Annotated in this window: 14 protein-coding genes and 2 pseudogenes; 11 read left to right on the top strand and 5 right to left on the bottom strand. The window is 73.4% G+C overall.

Going from position 1 to position 16,460, the window contains the following annotated elements:
• The first annotated feature begins 104 nt into the window (after positions 1 to 104).
• Positions 105 to 1,814, top strand: coding sequence for a proline--tRNA ligase (locus ACFYNS_RS19425; protein ID WP_360300657.1), 1,710 nt, complete (start codon positions 105 to 107; stop codon positions 1,812 to 1,814).
• Between the two features lie 60 nt (positions 1,815 to 1,874).
• Here the strand turns inward: ACFYNS_RS19425 and ACFYNS_RS19430 are convergent, their stop codons facing one another.
• The 3 genes from ACFYNS_RS19430 to ACFYNS_RS19440 form a co-directional block, all read right to left on the bottom strand.
• A complete protein-coding gene (locus tag ACFYNS_RS19430; protein WP_360300660.1) occupies positions 1,875 to 2,828 on the bottom strand; it encodes an aminoglycoside phosphotransferase family protein in 954 nt (317 codons plus the stop codon).
• 73 nt (positions 2,829 to 2,901) lie between these two features.
• Complete coding sequence (locus ACFYNS_RS19435; protein ID WP_360300662.1) at positions 2,902 to 3,378, bottom strand: ferritin-like domain-containing protein; 477 nt, start codon at positions 3,376 to 3,378, stop codon at positions 2,902 to 2,904.
• A complete protein-coding gene (locus ACFYNS_RS19440) occupies positions 3,375 to 4,103 on the bottom strand; it encodes a hypothetical protein (RefSeq protein WP_388604071.1) in 729 nt (242 codons plus the stop codon). Before ACFYNS_RS19440 ends, ACFYNS_RS19435 begins: the two co-directional genes overlap by 4 nt.
• Positions 4,104 to 4,416: 313 nt before the next feature.
• On the opposite strand from ACFYNS_RS19440, the gene rimP reads away from it, so the two are divergent.
• The 9 genes from rimP to ACFYNS_RS19485 all read left to right on the top strand — a co-directional run bounded on the left by rimP (position 4,417) and on the right by ACFYNS_RS19485 (position 13,472).
• Complete coding sequence (rimP, locus tag ACFYNS_RS19445; protein WP_388604073.1) at positions 4,417 to 4,974, top strand: ribosome maturation factor RimP; 558 nt, start codon at positions 4,417 to 4,419, stop codon at positions 4,972 to 4,974.
• A 2-nt stretch (positions 4,975 to 4,976) separates the two neighbouring features.
• Positions 4,977 to 5,999 carry a transcription termination factor NusA gene (nusA, locus tag ACFYNS_RS19450; protein ID WP_360300671.1) on the top strand — a complete coding sequence of 341 codons (1,023 nt, stop codon included), beginning with the start codon at positions 4,977 to 4,979 and terminating at the stop codon, positions 5,997 to 5,999.
• Between the two features lie 117 nt (positions 6,000 to 6,116).
• On the top strand, positions 6,117 to 6,404 hold the full coding sequence (locus tag ACFYNS_RS19455) for a YlxR family protein (RefSeq protein WP_360300674.1): 288 nt from the start codon (positions 6,117 to 6,119) through the stop codon (positions 6,402 to 6,404).
• 152 nt (positions 6,405 to 6,556) lie between these two features.
• Positions 6,557 to 9,595, top strand: a complete 3,039-nt coding sequence (gene infB / locus ACFYNS_RS19460) for a translation initiation factor IF-2 (RefSeq protein WP_388604077.1) — start codon at positions 6,557 to 6,559, stop codon at positions 9,593 to 9,595.
• A 199-nt stretch (positions 9,596 to 9,794) separates the two neighbouring features.
• Positions 9,795 to 10,088 carry a DUF503 domain-containing protein gene (locus ACFYNS_RS19465; protein WP_075002555.1) on the top strand — a complete coding sequence of 98 codons (294 nt, stop codon included), beginning with the start codon at positions 9,795 to 9,797 and terminating at the stop codon, positions 10,086 to 10,088.
• Positions 10,089 to 10,205: 117 nt separating this feature from the next.
• Positions 10,206 to 10,697: a 30S ribosome-binding factor RbfA gene (gene rbfA, locus ACFYNS_RS19470; protein ID WP_388604080.1), complete on the top strand. Its 492-nt coding sequence runs from the start codon at positions 10,206 to 10,208 to the stop codon at positions 10,695 to 10,697.
• Between the two features lie 3 nt (positions 10,698 to 10,700).
• Entirely contained in the window at positions 10,701 to 11,624 is a 924-nt protein-coding gene (gene truB, locus ACFYNS_RS19475; protein ID WP_360303208.1) for a tRNA pseudouridine(55) synthase TruB, read from the top strand.
• A 245-nt stretch (positions 11,625 to 11,869) separates the two neighbouring features.
• Positions 11,870 to 12,814: a bifunctional riboflavin kinase/FAD synthetase gene (locus ACFYNS_RS19480; RefSeq protein WP_388604083.1), complete on the top strand. Its 945-nt coding sequence runs from the start codon at positions 11,870 to 11,872 to the stop codon at positions 12,812 to 12,814.
• 415 nt (positions 12,815 to 13,229) lie between these two features.
• Positions 13,230 to 13,472 carry a hypothetical protein gene (locus tag ACFYNS_RS19485; protein ID WP_388604085.1) on the top strand — a complete coding sequence of 81 codons (243 nt, stop codon included), beginning with the start codon at positions 13,230 to 13,232 and terminating at the stop codon, positions 13,470 to 13,472.
• Between the two features lie 294 nt (positions 13,473 to 13,766).
• Here ACFYNS_RS19485 and ACFYNS_RS19490 read toward each other — a convergent pair.
• Positions 13,767 to 14,165: pseudogene (locus ACFYNS_RS19490) on the bottom strand (AAA family ATPase); the annotation flags it as partial.
• A gap of 24 nt (positions 14,166 to 14,189) precedes the next feature.
• On the opposite strand from ACFYNS_RS19490, the gene ACFYNS_RS19495 reads away from it, so the two are divergent.
• The gene (locus ACFYNS_RS19495; protein ID WP_388604087.1) at positions 14,190 to 14,711 is read left to right on the top strand and encodes a hypothetical protein; all 522 of its coding nucleotides are present in this window, start codon (positions 14,190 to 14,192) and stop codon (positions 14,709 to 14,711) included.
• A 1,497-nt stretch (positions 14,712 to 16,208) separates the two neighbouring features.
• Here the strand turns inward: ACFYNS_RS19495 and ACFYNS_RS19500 are convergent.
• A pseudogene (locus tag ACFYNS_RS19500) lies at positions 16,209 to 16,370 on the bottom strand (SCO5717 family growth-regulating ATPase); the annotation flags it as partial.
• Between the last annotated feature and the right edge of the window lie 90 nt (positions 16,371 to 16,460).

Here is a 16,460-nt window from a genome sequence, read left to right on the forward strand (position 1 = left end):
CGCCGCCGCGGCATCTCGTTTCCGTGCTGCCGGTCCGGGCCGATAGGCTCCGCACCGACGTGTTCCGTCACTCATCGCGAGTACAGCCCCGAGCAGGAGTCCCCATGGCAGCCCGTGTCCAGCGTTTGTCCAGGTCGATGCTGAAGACGCTGCGTGACGACCCGGCCGACGCGGAGACACTCAGCCACAAGCTGCTGGTCCGTGCCGGATTCGTGCGCCGCACCGCAGCCGGGATCTGGACGTGGCTCCCGCTGGGCAAGCAGGTGCTGGAGAACGTCACCCGCGTCGTCCGCGAGGAGATGGACGCCATCGGCGGTCAGGAGGTGCTGCTCCCGGCGCTGCTGCCCAAGGAGCCCTACGAGGTCTCCGGCCGCTACGAGGAGTACGGCGACCTGCTCTTCCGTCTCAAGGACCGGAAAGGCGGCGACTACCTGCTCGGCCCGACGCACGAGGAGATCTTCACCCAGGTCGTCAAGGACCAGTGCACCTCGTACAAGGACCTGCCGGTCACCGTCTACCAGATCCAGACGAAGTACCGTGACGAGGCCCGCCCCCGCTCCGGCATCCTGCGCGGGCGCGAGTTCACCATGAAGGACTCCTACTCCTTCGACGTCTCCGACGAGGGCCTGGCGGAGTCCTACGCCGCGCACCGCGTCGCCTACCGGCGCATCTTCGAGCGCCTGGGCCTGGACTACCGCATCGTCTCGGCGGTCTCCGGCGCCATGGGCGGCTCCGCCTCCGAGGAGTTCCTGGCGCCCGCCGCGGCCGGCGAGGACACCTTCGTGCAGTGCCCGCAGTGCGGCTACGCGGCCAACACCGAGGCCGTCTCGGTCACGCTCCAGCCCTCCTCGACCGAGGGCCACGATCCGGTCGAGAAGCTCGACACCCCCGACACGCCCACCATCGAGACGCTCGCCGAGCACCTGGGCGTGCCCGCCTCGGCGACGCTGAAGAACCTGCTGGTCAAGGTGGACGGCGAGATCACCGCGGTCGGCGTCCCCGGCGACCGCGAGGTGGACCTGGGCAAGCTCGGCGAGCAGCTGGCCCCCGCCACGGTCGAGCTGGTCACCGCGGAGGACTTCGAGGACCGCGAGGACCTGGTCCGCGGCTACGTGGGACCGCAGGGCGGAATGGCCGGCAAGGCGTTCCGCTATCTCGCCGACCCGCGGGTGGCGCCCGGCACCTCCTGGGTCACGGGTGCCAACGAGGAGGGCAAGCACGCCCGCAACGTGGTCTGCGGACGGGACTTCGAGGTCGACCGGTACCTCGACGTCGTCGTCGTCGAGCCGGGCGATCCCTGCCCGAACTGCGGCGCCGGCATCGAACTGGACCGCGCCATCGAGATCGGCCACATCTTCCAGCTCGGCCGCAAGTACGCCGACGCGTTCGAACTCGACGTGCTCGGCCAGGACGGCAAGCCGGTCCGCGTGACGATGGGCTCCTACGGCATCGGCGTCTCGCGCGCCGTGGCCGCGCTGGCCGAGCAGCACGCCGACGAGCACGGCCTGTGCTGGCCGCGCGAGGTGGCGCCCGCCGATGTGCACGTGGTCGCGGCGGGCAAGGCCCAGCAGACCGAGGCCGCGCTGGAGATCGCCGACCGGCTCGGCGCCGCGGGCGTGCGGGTGCTGGTGGACGACCGCACGAGCGTCTCCCCGGGGGTGAAGTTCACCGACGCGGAGCTGATCGGGGTGCCGACCATCCTGATCGCCGGGCGGGGCATCAAGGACGGCCGCGTCGAGCTCAAGGACCGGCGCACCGGCGAGCGCGAGGAACTCCCCGTCGAGGAGGCCCTCGCGCGGCTCACCCGGGGCTGACCGCGCTCCTCGGCCACTGACCCGGTCCGGCCCGGTGCGGATCCCGCACCGGGCCGGACGTCACAGCCAGGCCGCGAACTCCAGCAGCATCTCCGCGTCGGCGGCGCCGCCGCCCGCGTACTGCCGGCACGCGGACTCGACCGCGCGGTAGAGCGTCCAGTGGCGTACCCGTTCGCGCGGGACGTCCAGCGCGTCGGCGAGCTTGTTGACACGGCGCCGGGTGGCGGCCGGGGCCCCGCTGGAGGCCATCAGGTCGTGCAGCCGGTCCCGCACCAGCCGCGCCAGGTCGTAGGCGGGCTCGCCGACCAGGGGATCGGGTCCCACCGTGAGCCAGTGCGCCCGCTCGCCGGAGCCGGAGGAGGCCAGCACGGCGCCTTGGCGGAAGTCCCCGTGCAGCAGCACCTGCTCGCCCTCGGCGGGTTCGGCCAGCATCGCCGCGCGCGCCTCCAACGCGGCGGTCACCAGCGGTTCGGCGTCCGGGGGCACCCAGGAGCGCATCTGCGCCGCCTCCAGCGCGGTGTGCTCGGCGACCGTCTCCAACCCGTGTCCCGCGGCCGGCGGCACCCACAGCCGTCGCACCACCGAGACCGCCTCCAGCGTCGCCTTGGCCTCCGCCAGCGACCGCAGCGACACCTCGCAGCGCAGCCGCTCCAGCAGCAGCACGCCCTCCTCCGGCGCGGCCCGCAGCACCCGTACGGCACCGAGTCCGTGCCACGCGGTCAGCGCCGCGTACTCGCGCGCGGTCCGCACCTGCGCGGGCGCACCGTCGGGTGCGGGCAGCTTGAGGGCCGCGGGGGTGCCGTCGGCCTGCCGCACCAGCACCACCACGCTGCTGCGCCCGCCCGGAGTCACCACCCGCTCGGCCTCCAGCTCCCACTCCCGGAGCCACCGCTCCAGCAGTGCGGGCAGCTCCCGCAGCCAGTTCTGCGCCGCGGCGGCCGCCGGCGCGCCCTGCTGGGCGGCCAGGGCGCGCGACAGCCGCTGCGGGGGTTCGAGGGGCAGCACGGAAGCCATTCCGGACGGGCCTTTCGTCAGGACTCTCGGGAGCGTTCTCGGGGAGCGCGCACGGGCTGCGCGCACGGCGGGATCACAGGGCGCCGGGCACGGCGGAGCGGTCCGGCGCCGAGGGGGAGGCCGGTGAGTCCCCGGCGCCCAGTTCGGTCAGGCCCGGGAAGGCAACCCCGCCGCCCTTCCAGCGGACCGAGCGGACCGCGGCCTCGCGCAGTGCGTCGGCAGCCGTGCGCCGCCGTGCCCCCTCGCTTGCCCGCACCAGGTCCGCGTACACCCCGGCGACCCGGTCCTCCACCTGGGCGGCGAGCCGCACGGCCGCCGCGCTGTCGGGCACGGCGAAGGGCAGCGCGTAGGCGGCGGCGGCCGGTTCCGGCTCGCCGCCCAGCGCGCGGACGGTGCGGCGCAGCGCGTCCCGGCGCGCCCGGTGCGCCTCATAGCACTCCCGGGCCTCGCCCTCGCGGTCCTCGTCGATCCGGCCGCCGACGACCCCGTAGCCGTAGACGGCAGCGTGTTCGGCGCGCAACGCCGCCTGCACAGCGGCCAGTTCCGTCATCCTTCCGCCGCCTCCTCCCGGCGCGGCCCGGCCTCGTCGGCCATGCCGTCGTCCGCGCTCCCGCCGTCGTCCGCGGTGCTCTTCCCGTCGTCGCCGCTGCCGCTGTCCTTGCTCCGCTGGTCGAGGAGGTAGCCGTGTGCCGAGCCGCAGGCGGCCACCGAGGCGAGCAGCCGGGCCAGCTCGGGTGGCGCGCCGTCCAGCGCCTTGGTGCGGGTGTCGGCCAGCTTCCGCTCCGCTCTGGCCAGTGCTGTGAGCGCCGCTGCGGGACTCTTCGGCACGGAGGCGGTGTCCGGGGCGGGCGGGCGTTCGGAGGCGTCGCTCCGACCGCCGGGCTGCGCGGAGCGGTCGGTGCCGGGCGCGCCGGAGGGGCTGCGTGAGCCGCGCGGGCCGGGGGAGGGGGAGCGGGTGCCGGACTCCCCGCCGCGCAGCACCCGCACATGGCGGACGATCTCCTCGCGCAGCGGGCGCAGCGGTGCGGCCAGTGCCGGGTGCACCTTGGCCGTCCCGTCGTAGCGGGCCAGCAGGTGTTCGCTGTCACGTGCCGCGCCGCTGCGCAGCCGTCGTGCCGCGCCGGTACTCGCGCCGTCGGTGTCTCCCGCCGTCTCCCCGCCCGAGCAGGCCGAGAGGAGCGGCAGTCCGAACGCCGCTCCGGAGGCGCCCAGCGCGCCGGTCAGCAGCGCTCTGCGGCGCGGTCGCGCCGCCGCCGGCGACGGCATCAGCGACATGTGCACTCCCTGGGTGTGGGCGAACGGACGGCCAGACGGACTGCGGCCTCGCCCGGGCCCGTGACCGCGGTGGGGCGCCGGTCACGCCCCGCGAGGGTACCCGGGGTCCTTCCCGCGGCTGTCCGCGGCCACCCCTGCCGGGCCGGGGCAGTACCCGGACGCCGCACACGGCGGCCGGGCGGTGAGGCTGCGCACAGCCGTGCGTTGTGCCACCGGGTCGGCGCAGCGCGCCACAGACGATAGGCTTGGTCGGCGACACGCCCTTGTCACAAGGCCCCCCTACAACAGCACACGCGGCCGAGGAGTCACCCGGATGAGCACCACCCAGAGCGAGAGGCTGCGCGGACTGCTGGAACCGCTTGTCAGCAAGAGGGGGTTGGATCTCGAAGAGATCGATGTGACCCCGGCCGGGAAGCGGCGCGTCCTGCGTGTCGTGGTGGACGCTGACGACGGGGTCCAGTTGGACACCTGCGCGGAACTGAGCCGCGCCTGCTCCGAAGTGCTCGACGAGAGCGACGCGATGGGCGGCGCCCCGTACGTGCTGGAAGTCACCTCTCCCGGGGCCGACCGGCCGCTGAGCGAGCTGCGGCACTACCGCCGCGCCGTCGGGCGGCTGATCAAGGCGCAGCTCACCGAGGCCGCCGGCGGCGGGGAGCTGACCGCCCGCCTCACCGCTGTCGACGACGAGGGCCTCGACCTGGAGGTGCCCGGGGTCAAGGGGCGCAAGCCCACCGCCCGCAGGCTCGCCTTCGACGAGATCGCCAAGGCGCGGGTCGAGATCGAGTTCAACCCCAAGGCCGCGGAGCAGCGGCGCATGTCCGCGGACGGCGACGCCGAAGCCGCCGGGAACGAGAACGAGGAGGAGGCGTAGCCGTGGACATCGACATGAGTGCCCTGCGCGGGCTGGTCCGGGAGAAGGAGATCTCGCTGGACCTGCTGGTCGAGGCGATCGAGTCGGCCCTCCTCATCGCGTACCACCGCACGGAGGGCAGCAGGCGCGACGCGCGCGTCGAGCTGAACCGCAAGACGGGCCACGTCACGGTGTGGGCCAAGGAGAGCGCCGAGGAGCTCGAAGAGGGCGCGGAGCCGCGGGAGTTCGACGACACTCCCACCGGGTTCGGCCGGATCGCCGCGACGACGGCCAAGCAGGTCATCCTGCAGCGGCTGCGGGACGCCGAGGAGGAGGTCACCTTCGGCGAGTACGCCGGCCGCGAGGGCGACGTCGTGGCGGGCGTCGTCCAGCAGGGCAAGGACCCCAAGAGCGTGCTGGTGGACATCGGCAAGCTGGAGGCCATCCTGCCGCCGCAGGAGCAGGTGCCCGGCGAGGAGTACGGGCACGGCACCCGGCTGCGGACCTACGTGGTCCGGGTGGTCAAGGGCGTGCGCGGTCCCTCGGTGACGCTGTCGCGCACCCACCCCAACCTGGTCAAGAAGCTGTTCGAGCTGGAGGTCCCGGAGATCGCGGACGGCTCGGTGGAGATCTCGGCCATCGCCCGGGAGGCGGGCCACCGCACCAAGATCGCCGTACGGTCGGCCCGCTCCGGGCTCAACGCCAAGGGCGCCTGCATCGGTCCGATGGGCGGCCGGGTGCGCAACGTGATGGCGGAGCTGCACGGTGAGAAGATCGACATCGTGGACTGGTCCGAGGACCCGGCCGAGCTGGTCGCCAACGCCCTCTCCCCGGCGCGGGTGAGCAAGGTCGAGATTCTCGATCTCGCGGCGCGGTCCGCCCGCGTCACCGTGCCCGACTACCAGCTCTCGCTGGCGATCGGCAAGGAAGGGCAGAACGCCCGCCTCGCCGCGCGTCTCACGGGCTGGCGCATCGACATCCGCCCGGACACCGCCGACGCGGCGGGGGGCGAACCGGCTCCGGAGCGTCCCGCCGAGCACGGCTGAATCAGGAGCGGTCCGATCACCCCGCGCGGTCGGGTGTGCACGGAACGGGTCGCGGACGAGTGACGGCGCCCTTACCCCCCAACGGGTTCCGGGGCTTCGGGGAGGTAGACTTAAGCAGTGTCTGGCCGGACGCGTGGTCGGGCGTGCCCTCAGCGGACCTGTGTCGGTTGCCGGGAGCGCACCGACAAGCAAGGTCTGCTGCGGGTGGTACTGATCGGGGGCAGCGTGATCCCCGATCTTCGCGGTAGGCTGCCCGGTCGGGGTGCGTATGTGCACTCTGTGCCGTCCTGCCTCGAGCAGGCGGTTCGGCGCCGGGCATTCAACCGGGCCTTCCGGGGTCCGGGTCCGTTCGACCTCGCAGATCTGCGGGAGCACGTGGAGCGGAACGCACAGCAAGCACCGTAGGAACCCGTACGGAACCTCCGTACCGGGAGAGGTACCTCGCGAGTGGGAAGTAGGTCGAGATTGCGATGAGCACTCGATGAGTACGCGATGAGTACGCCCATGCATCAGTAGCGAAGGTCCGGCGGACGACCCCCCGGGCCGTAAGGAGCGAAGTGGCTAAGGTCCGGGTATACGAACTCGCCAAGGAACTTGGAGTCGAAAGCAAGGTCGTCATGGCCAAGCTCCAGGAACTCGGTGAATTCGTCCGTTCGGCGTCCTCGACGATCGAGGCGCCGGTAGTCCGCAAATTGACAGACGCGTTCGACGCGGGCTCTGGCTCAGGTGCCAAGAAGTCCGCGGCGAAGCCTGCGGCGCCGAAGAAGGCCGCCGCCCCGACCCCTGCGCCCAAGCCGGGCGCACCCAAGCCGGGCGCGCCGAAGCCCGGCGCCCCCAAGCCGGGGCCCGCGGCCCCGGTGACCCCCGCCCCGAGCCCCGCACAGGGTGAGACGGGCGCTGCCGAGGCACCCAAGCCCGGCGCCCCGAAGCCCGGTGCGCCCAAGCCGGGGCCCGCACAGCCCGCCGCGCCCGCGAAGCCGGACTTCCAGGCGCCGCCCGCCGCGCCGGGAGCTCCCAAGCCGGGCCAGGCCCCGAAGCCGGGCCAGGCACCCAAGCCGGGCCAGGCACCCAAGCCGGGCGGCCAGGGCCGTCCGCAGGGTGGCCAGGCGCCGAAGCCGGGTCAGGCACCCAAGCCGGGCGGGCGCCCCTCCGGCCCGCGCCCGGGCAACAACCCCTTCACCTCCGGTGGCTCCACCGGCATGGCGCGTCCCCAGTCGCCGCGCTCCGGCGGTGCCCCCAAGCCGGGCGCCCCGAAGCCCGGTGCCCCCAAGCCCGGCCAGGGCCAGGGCCAGGGCGGAGCCGGCCAGTCCGGTCCGCGTCCGCAGGCTCCCGGTGGCGGTCGCGCCACGCCGGGCAACATGCCCCGTCCGCAGGCCCCGCAGGGCGGCGGCCCGCGTCCCGGCGGCGCCGGCGGCAACCGTCCGAACCCGGGCATGATGCCGCAGCGTCCCGCTGCGGGCCCGCGTCCCGGCCCCGGCCGCGGCGGCCCCGGCGGCGGTGGCCGTCCGGGTGGCGGCGGTCGTCCGGGTGGCGGCGGCGGTTTCGCCGGTCGTCCCGGTGGCGGTGGCGGTGGCCGTCCGGGTGGCGGCGGCGGTTTCGCCGGTCGTCCCGGTGGCGGTGGCCGCCCCGGTTTCGCCGGTCGTCCCGGCGGTCCCGGTGGCCGCGGTGGCACCCAGGGCGCGTTCGGCCGCCCCGGCGGTCCGGCCCGTCGCGGCCGCAAGTCGAAGCGGCAGCGGCGCCAGGAGTACGAGCAGATGCAGGCGCCGTCGGTCGGCGGCGTGATGCTGCCGCGCGGCAAGGGCGAGATCGTCCGGCTGTCGCGCGGTGCCTCGCTCACGGACTTCGCGGAGAAGATCAACGCCAACCCGGCGTCGCTGGTCCAGGTGATGTTCAACCTGGGCGAGATGGTCACCGCGACCCAGTCCGTCTCCGACGAGACGCTGAACCTCCTCGGCGAGGAGATGAACTACGTCGTCCAGATCGTCAGCCCGGAGGAGGAGGACCGCGAGCTTCTCGAGTCCTTCGACATCGAGTTCGGCGAGGACGAGGGTGGCGAGACGGCACTCGTGGCGCGTCCGCCGGTGGTGACCGTCATGGGTCACGTCGACCACGGTAAGACGAGGCTGCTGGACGCGATCCGGAAGACCAACGTCATCGAGGGCGAGGCCGGCGGCATCACCCAGCACATCGGTGCCTACCAGGCGTCGACCGAGGTGAACGACGAAGAGCGCAAGATCACCTTCATCGACACCCCCGGTCACGAGGCGTTCACCGCCATGCGTGCCCGCGGTGCCAAGTCGACCGACATCGCGATCCTCGTGGTCGCGGCCAACGACGGCGTGATGCCGCAGACGATCGAGGCGCTCAACCACGCCAAGGCGGCCGAGGTGCCGATCGTCGTCGCGGTCAACAAGATCGACGTCGAGGGCGCCGACCCCACCAAGGTCCGCGGCCAGCTGACCGAGTACGGGCTGGTGGCCGAGGAGTACGGCGGCGACACGATGTTCGTCGACATCTCCGCGCGCCAGGGGCTGAACATCGAGGAGCTCCTCGAGGCCGTGGTCCTGACCGCGGACGCCTCGCTCGATCTGCGGGCCAACCCCGACCAGGACGCGCAGGGCCTCGCCATCGAGGCCCACCTCGACCGCGGCCGCGGCGCCGTGGCGACCGTCCTGGTCCAGCGCGGCACGCTGCGGGTCGGCGAGACCATGGTCGTGGGCGACGCCTACGGCCGGGTGCGCGCGATGCTCGACGACAAGGGCGAGAACATCAAGGAAGCGGGTCCCTCGACCCCCGTCCTGGTGCTCGGTCTCACCAACGTCCCGGGCGCCGGCGACAACTTCCTGGTGGTGGACGAGGACCGCACGGCACGGCAGATCGCCGAGAAGCGCGCGGCGCGCGAGCGCAACGCGGCCTTCGCCAAGCGGACCCGCCGCGTCTCCCTGGAGGACCTGGACAAGGTGCTCAAGGCGGGCGAGGTGCAGCAGCTCAACCTCATCATCAAGGGCGACGCGTCCGGTTCGGTGGAGGCCCTGGAGTCCTCGCTGCTCCAGCTCGACGTCGGCGAAGAGGTGGACCTGCGCATCCTGCACCGCGGGGTGGGTGCGGTCACCGAGACCGACATCGACCTGGCGACCGGCTCCGACGCCATCGTGATCGGCTTCAACGTCCGCGCCGAGGGGCGTGCGACGCAGCTGGCCGAGCGCGAGGGTGTGGACGTCCGCTACTACTCGGTGATCTACCAGGTCATCGAGGAGATCGAGGCGGCGCTCAAGGGCATGCTCAAGCCCGAGTACGAAGAGGTCGAGCTGGGCACGGCGGAGATCCGCGAGATCTTCCGTTCGTCCAAGCTGGGCAACATCGCCGGTGTCCTCATCCGCTCCGGCGAGGTGCGCAGGAACACCAAGGCCCGCGTCATCCGGGACGGCAAGGTCGTGGCGGAGAACCTCAACATCGAGGGCCTGCGCCGCTTCAAGGACGATGTCACCGAGATCCGCGAAGGCTTCGAGGGCGGTATCAACCTCGGGAACTTCAACGACATCAAGATCGACGACGTCATCGCGACGTACGAGATGCGGGAGAAGCCGCGCGGCTGATCCCTGCGCAGGGCAACCCGTGCGGAGCGCCGTTCACCGCGAGTGGTGATCGGGCGACGTACGGGACCGGGGCCGACCGGCGGAGTATTTCCGTCGATCGGCCCCGGCCGTTGCGTGTACGGTGCCAGTGCATTCCACGCCCCCCAGCCACCGCTGGGTGGCACCCCAAAGGCCCCACGGGTGGCTTGACCCGGACTGTATGTACGTAGGGACGCTGTCCTTCGACCTGCTTCTCGGCGACGTGCGGTCGCTCAAGGAGAAGCGCTCCGTCGTCCGCCCCATCGTCGCCGAGCTGCAGCGCAAGTACGCGGTCAGCGTCGCCGAGACGGGCGAGCAGGACCTCTACCGCAGAGCCCACATCGGACTGGCGGCGGTGTCCGGCGACGCCGGGCACCTCAGCGACCTGCTGGACCGCTGCGAGCGGCTGGTCGCCGGGCGCCCCGAGGTGGAACTGCTCTCCGTGCGGCGACAGTTCCACGGTGACGACGCATAGCACCACAGCCGCCGCGGCAGACCCGCGGCGGGGGACACAGAACGTCAGCAGACGCAGCAGACGAAGAGAGAACGCAGCAGCGCGTGAGCGCGAGGCGCAGAGCAAGGAGACGGACCAGTGGCCGACAATGCGCGGGCGAAGAGGCTGGCGGACCTCATCCGTGAGGTGGTCGCCGAGAAGCTGCACCGCGGGATCAAAGACCCCCGGCTCGGCACCCAGGTGACCGTCACGGACACCCGGGTCACCGGGGATCTGAGGGAGGCGACGGTCTTCTACACCGTGTACGGCGACGAGGAGGACCGCAAGGCGGCCGCGGCCGGACTGGAGAGCGCCAAGGGTGTGCTCCGCTCCGCCGTCGGTTCGGCGGCGGGCATCAAGCACACCCCGAGTCTGACGTTCGTCGCGGACGCGCTCCCGGAGAACGCCAAGACGATCGACGAGGCGCTGGCCCGCGCGCGGGCCGCCGACGAGGAGGTCCGCAAGGCGTCCTCCGGCGCCTCCTACGCCGGTGAGGCCGACCCCTACCGCAAGCCGGGCGAGTCCGCCCTCGACGGCGGAGACGGCGGAGACGGCGGGGACGGCCGGGACGGCGAGGACGAGAGCGCCTGATCCGTGGCACGCAGGAGAGACAACGGCCCCGGCGGGCTGCTCGTCGTCGACAAGCCCGCCGGGTTCACCTCGCACGACGTCGTGGCCAAGCTGCGCGGTATGGCCCGCACCCGGCGAGTCGGCCACGCGGGAACACTCGACCCGATGGCCACCGGTGTGCTGGTCGTCGGCACCGAGCGGGCCACCCGGCTGCTCGGCCACCTCGCCCTGACGGAGAAGGAGTACGTCGCGACCCTCCGGCTCGGGCAGGAGACCGTGACGGAGGACGCCGAGGGCGAGATCACCGCCGCGCGGGGCGCCGAGGACGTCGACCGGCAGCGGCTGGACGCGGCCGTCGGCGCGCAGACCGGTTCCATCTCGCAGGTGCCCTCCACGGTCAGTGCCGTGAAGGTGGACGGCAAGCGCGCCTACGCGCGGGTCCGCGAGGGCGAGGAGGTGGAGCTGGCCGCCCGCCCGGTCACCGTCTCCTCGTTCCAGGTGCACGATGTGCGTCCGGACACCGCCGAGGACGGCACACCCGTCACGGACGTACTGGTGTCGGTCGTGTGCTCCTCCGGCACCTATGTGCGCGCACTCGCCCGCGACGTGGGCGCGGAACTGGGCACGGGCGGCCATCTGACGGCGCTGCGGCGCACCCGGGTCGGCCCCTACGCTCTGGACGGCGCGCACACCATGGAGCGGTTGCAGCAGTTCGTGGACGCCGAGGAGCCACTGCCCGTGCTGCCGCTGGGTGACGCCGCGGCGGCGGCGTTCGCCCGCTGGGACATCGACGAGGAGCAGGCGCGCCGTATCGGCAACGGCGTGCAGTTGCGGATGCCCCGCGGCAGCGGACCGGGCCCCGTCGCGGTCTTCGGCCCGGGCGGGCAGTTCGTCGCACTGGTGGAGGAGCGGGAGGGCAGGGCCAAGAGCCTGGCCGTCTTCGTGTGAGGCCCGCCGACGCCGCCGGGGCAGCTGCCCCGTGCGGCGGCCGCGACATGCAGAGCGGGCGGGTGCCGCGCAGGCCCCGGCGCCCGGAGTCCTGAGCTGGCGGGTGCCACGCCACCGGGCACGTCCCGGGGTGGGTCCCTGCGGGCCGCACCGGTGGGGCATGGCACCCTTGGACCGGCGGCGGAACCCGCCGTCATCACCAACGGCACAGGCACTGGCGAACTAGGTAGCGACGAGGAGCAGACGTGCAGCGCTGGCGTGGCTTGGAGGACATCCCCGAGGGCTGGGGGCGCAGCGTCGTCACCATCGGCTCGTACGACGGGGTGCACCGGGGGCACCAGCTCATCATCGGCAGGACTGTGGAGCGAGCTCGGGAACTGGGTGTCCCCGCCGTCGTCGTCACGTTCGACCCGCACCCCAGCGAGGTCGTCCGGCCGGGCAGCCATCCCCCGCTGCTCGCACCGCACCACCGGCGGGCGGAACTCATGGGCGAACTGGGAGTGGACGCTGTCCTCGTGCTCCCCTTCACCTCCGAGTTCTCCAAGCTGTCCCCCGCCGACTTCGTGGCCAAGGTCCTTGTGGACAAGCTGCACGCGCGCAGTGTCGTGGAGGGCCCGAACTTCCGCTTCGGACACAAGGCGGCCGGCACCGTCGACTCTCTGGCCGAACTCGGCGGGACCTACGACTACGACGTGCTCGTCGTCGACCTCGTCGAGCGCACGGACGGCGGCGAGGCGTTCTCCTCCACGATGGCGCGTCGGCTGGTGGCCGAGGGCGATGTGCGCGGCGCCGCGCAGGTGCTGGGCCGTCCGCACCGCGTCGAGGGCGTGGTGGTGCGCGGTGCGCAGCGGGGCCGCGAACTCGGCTACCCCACGGCGAACGTGGAGACCCTTCCGCACACGGCCATCCCGGCCGACGGCGTGTACGCCGGCTGGCTGACGGTGGACGGCGAGGCGATGCCCGCCGCGCTCTCGGTCGGTACGAATCCCCAGTTCGACGGCGTCGAGCGGACAGTGGAGGCGTACGCCATCGACCGGGTGGACCTGGACCTGTACGAGTTGCACGCGGCGGTGGACTTCCTGGAGTACATCCGGGGCCAGGAGAAGTTCGAGACGCTCGAGGCGCTGAAGGCTCGGATGGCGCAGGACGTCGAGGAGTCCCGGCGGCTGGTGGCCGCGGCGGAGAACTGAGCCGTACCCCGGGCCTCCCGGTCCGGGGTGCGGTCCCGTCCGGATCGGACGGGCGGAAGCAGGCGAGGGGCGGGGGGGCCCCGTGCCACCCCCCCGCGCCCGCGTTTGCGGGTTGGGGGGGGGGGGGGGGGGGGGGGGGCCCGCCCCCGCCCCGCCGCGACAGCTGCCAGCCGCTGCCGGGCTGGGGTTGCCCCGGCTGTCCGGGACCGCCCGGGTGGCCCTGCTGCGCGGGCCCGGGATAGCCGTAGCCGCTGCCGCCCGCCCCGTACGGCGGCTGCTGAGCGGGCGGTGGGCCGCCGGGCACACCGCCCGGGTGCCCCGGCTGAGCGCCTTGCCCCGGTACCCCGCCCTGGCCCGGCATCGGGGGAGCGAGCTGCGGTGGCGGGTTGCCGTCCGCCGTCCACAGGCCCTGCTGATGCTGGGCTCGCGCGAAGTCCTCGGCCACCATGGCGGACAGGTTGAAATACGCCTCGCGCGTCCTCGGCCGCATCATGGTCAGGTCCAGCTCGGCTCCGGCGGAGAGATGCTCGTCGAACGGGACGGTGACCACACCGCGGCACCGGGTCTCGAAGTGCGCCACGATGTCCTCGACCCGGATCATCTTCCCCACCTCGCGGACCCCGGAGATGACGGTGATGCTCCGCTGCACCAGCTCTGAATAGCCGTGCGCGGCCAGCCAGTCGAGCGTCGTGCTCGCGCTGCTCGCGCCGTCCACCGACGGCGTGGAGATGATGATGAGCTGATCGGCCAGGTCCAGCACGCCCCGCATGGCCGAGTACAGCAGACCCGTGCCCGAGTCGGTCAGGATGATCGGGTACTGCCTGCCCAGCACGTCGATGACGCGTCGGTAGTCGTCGTCGTTGAACGTGGTCGAGATGGCCGGGTCGACGTCGTTGGCCAGGATCTCCAGCCCGGACGACGCCTGGGAGGTGAACCTGCGGATGTCCATGTAGCTGTTCAGGTACGGGATCGCGGTGACCAGATCGCGGATGGTGGCACCGGTCTCGCGCCGCACCCGGCGGCCGAGGGTGCCCGCGTCCGGGTTGGCGTCGATGGCGATCACCTTGTCCTGGCGCTCGGTGGCCAGGGTCGAGCCCAGCGCCGTGGTGGTCGTCGTCTTCCCGACGCCGCCCTTGAGACTGATGACGGCGATCCGGTAGCAGGACAGCACCGGCGTACGGATCACATCCAGCTTGCGCTGCCGCTCGGCCTCTTCCTTCTTGCCGCCGAGCTTGAACCGCGAACCCTTGTTGCCCGACTGGGGACGCGGCTTCTTCTTGTTGTTGATCAGACGGTCCGAGGACAGTTCGACCGCCGCTGTGTAGCCCAGCGGTGAGCCGGACTGGTCCACCCGACGCGGATCGACGGCGCCGGGATGCGGCTGGAGCGGCGGCTGCCCCTGCGCGGGCGGCTGTACCTGACCGGGATGCGGAGCCTGCGCGGGCGGCTGCCCCTGTCCCGGCGGCTGGGCCTGACCGGGGTGGGGTGCCTGCGCGGGCGGCTGCTGGCCCGGTGCGGACTGCGGCGCGGGTGCCTGCTGCTGGGCCGGCGCCAGCGCGGCCGCCGCAGGCGGATACCCGGGGGTGTGGCCGGGCGTGTGGCCGGCCGGGCCGGGCCGAGCTGCCTCCGGCTGTGCCGGGAACTGCTCCTGACCGGGCTGGGGCCGACCGGGCTGTGCCTGGCCCGGCTGAACCTGACCGGGCGGCTGATGGCCCTGCGGCGGCACAGGTTGGCCAGGCCCGGGTCCGTACGGCGAGCCAGGCTGCACCTGCCCCGGAACCGGATGCCCCGTCTGCTGCTGCGCCGGCGGCACCGCGGCGCCGCCGGGCTGCTGCCCTGCCTGCGGGTAGCCGTAGTGACTCCCCGGCGACTGCTGCTGCGGCTGCTGTCCCGGTAGCTGCTGCGGCTGCTGCGGATTCCACGGAGCATGCGGCTGCGCCGCTGCCTGCGGTGCCCCGGGCGGTGCCTGCGGGGCCGGGACCCACGGCGCCTGTCCCTGGTGCGTGCCGAGCCGCTGATCAGCGTTCGGCGCGCCACCGGTCTGCTGCGGCGGTACGGACGGCACACCGCCCGGGTGCCAACCCTCCGGCGCGGTACCGGCGTTGTCGTCCTGCGGCGCACCTCCCCCTGGTGCTCCGGAGCCGCTGCCCGGCCAACCGGTGCCGGCCGCCGGTGCAGTCGCGGCGGGCTGGAAGTCCGGCGGCAGCGGAGGCAGCCCCTGCCCGTCCCCCAGCGTGCTGCCGCTGCCCTCGACAGGCGGGCCGTTCTCCCGCTGCAGCGGGTGCGGTGGCATCGCGTCCTGCGGCTCGTCGCCCTGCGGCTGCGGCGTCGTCCGCGGGGGCGGAGCGTCCACGAGCCGTTCGCTGGAAGGCGCCTCCAGGTCGAAGTCGTAGGAGGCCGGGATCGCGTCCTCCGGTTCCGCCGCTCCCGCCTGGCCGACCGCACGGTCGTCGCCCGCGGTCTCCGGCGCCGGAGCGGTTCCGCTGTGCTCGGCATGCGCCGCATCGGTCCGAAGACGCGCCGAGTGGTCCGTCGTGCCGTCGTCGCTCTGCGGTGCGTCGGCGCCGGAGGCGTCGTCGGCGTGCTCCGCCTCGGCGTGTGCGGCGATCTCGCGTCGCAGCGCCGCGGCGGGGAAGCGCATGGTGGCGCCGTCCTCGATCGCGCCCGGGACCTCTGGTACCGCCGATGGGACCGGCGGCTGCTGTGCTTCCTCGGGTTCGGGTGCGGACTCCGGCTCGGCCTCGGTCAGCTGCTCGGGCTCCGGCGCGGTGTCCGGCGCGGGCGCGGCCGCGGAGGGCGCGCGCCAGCTCGGCGGGGCGGTGTCGCGCGATGCGTCCTCCGCGTCCGGCTCGGCCCGGTCGGCTTCGGCGCCGAAGGAGTCGGGCCCGAGCGCGTCAGCTGCTTCCTCCATGTCCCGGGCCTCGGGGGCCGGGTCCGGTTCGGCAACCGCGACGTCCGCCCCGCTGTCCTGGCCGCCCGCGTCGGCCGCAGCGGGCGCCAAGTGCTGCTCCGGCCGCTCGGCCGGGTCGCGTTCGGCGTCCGCTCCGACCGGTTCTGCCTCGGCCGGGGTCGTCGCCGCAGCCGGTTCCTGCTCGCTCAACGGCGTCAGCGAGGGGAAGGCTGCCAAGTCCGCCGCGGGCTCGGCAGCGGAACCGCCGTACGGTCCGGTGGCCTCCCCAGCCCCCTCGGGGGTACCACCCGGGTCCTGGCGGTCCGCCTGCGGCGGCGCCTCGGGCGGGGCCGGGGCCGCCGCGTCCGGCGAACTCGCCCACCAGTTTCCGTCGTACCGTGCACCGTCGTGGTCCGGCCCGGCCGCACCGGCGGCTCCGGCAGGCGGAGCGGGTGGAGCGGCGGGCGCCGCCTGCGGGGGCTCCGGCCTGCCGGCCGCGTCCTGCGTGTACCAGGCAGGCGGCGTGTAGTCGATGGTGAACTGGCCCGTCGACTCCGTTTCGCCCTCGGCATCCGCTTCCGCGTCGAGCTGGTCGGAGCCGGGCATGGTCCCGCGGACGCGGATCTCGTCCCGGTCGCTGCTCACAATGCCTCCTGCTGTGGTCATTCACCCCGGTTTTGCCGCGCGTCCGCCCACGCGCGTAAGTCCAGCCTAATCATCGCAACTGTCGTTCGGGCACCGCGGTCGTGCGCCCTG

Origin of the sequence: Streptomyces sp. NPDC006925, assembly GCF_042869575.1 — a bacterium.
In the GTDB taxonomy this organism is placed as follows: domain Bacteria; phylum Actinomycetota; class Actinomycetes; order Streptomycetales; family Streptomycetaceae; genus Streptomyces.

Excerpts from the sequence above, each read along its gene's own strand:
- ACFYNS_RS19425 (WP_360300657.1), top strand. The coding sequence starts at position 105 with ATGGCAGCCCGTGTCCAGCGTTTGTCCAGGTCGATGCTGAAGACGCTG.
- ACFYNS_RS19430 (WP_360300660.1), bottom strand. The coding sequence starts at position 2,828 with ATGGCTTCCGTGCTGCCCCTCGAACCCCCGCAGCGGCTGTCGCGCGCC.
- ACFYNS_RS19435 (WP_360300662.1), bottom strand. The coding sequence starts at position 3,378 with ATGACGGAACTGGCCGCTGTGCAGGCGGCGTTGCGCGCCGAACACGCT.
- ACFYNS_RS19440 (WP_388604071.1), bottom strand. The coding sequence starts at position 4,103 with ATGTCGCTGATGCCGTCGCCGGCGGCGGCGCGACCGCGCCGCAGAGCG.
- rimP (WP_388604073.1), top strand. The coding sequence starts at position 4,417 with ATGAGCACCACCCAGAGCGAGAGGCTGCGCGGACTGCTGGAACCGCTT.
- ACFYNS_RS19465 (WP_075002555.1), top strand. The coding sequence starts at position 9,795 with ATGTACGTAGGGACGCTGTCCTTCGACCTGCTTCTCGGCGACGTGCGG.
- ACFYNS_RS19485 (WP_388604085.1), top strand. The coding sequence starts at position 13,230 with ATGCTGGGCTCGCGCGAAGTCCTCGGCCACCATGGCGGACAGGTTGAA.
- ACFYNS_RS19495 (WP_388604087.1), top strand. The coding sequence starts at position 14,190 with ATGCGGCTGGAGCGGCGGCTGCCCCTGCGCGGGCGGCTGTACCTGACC.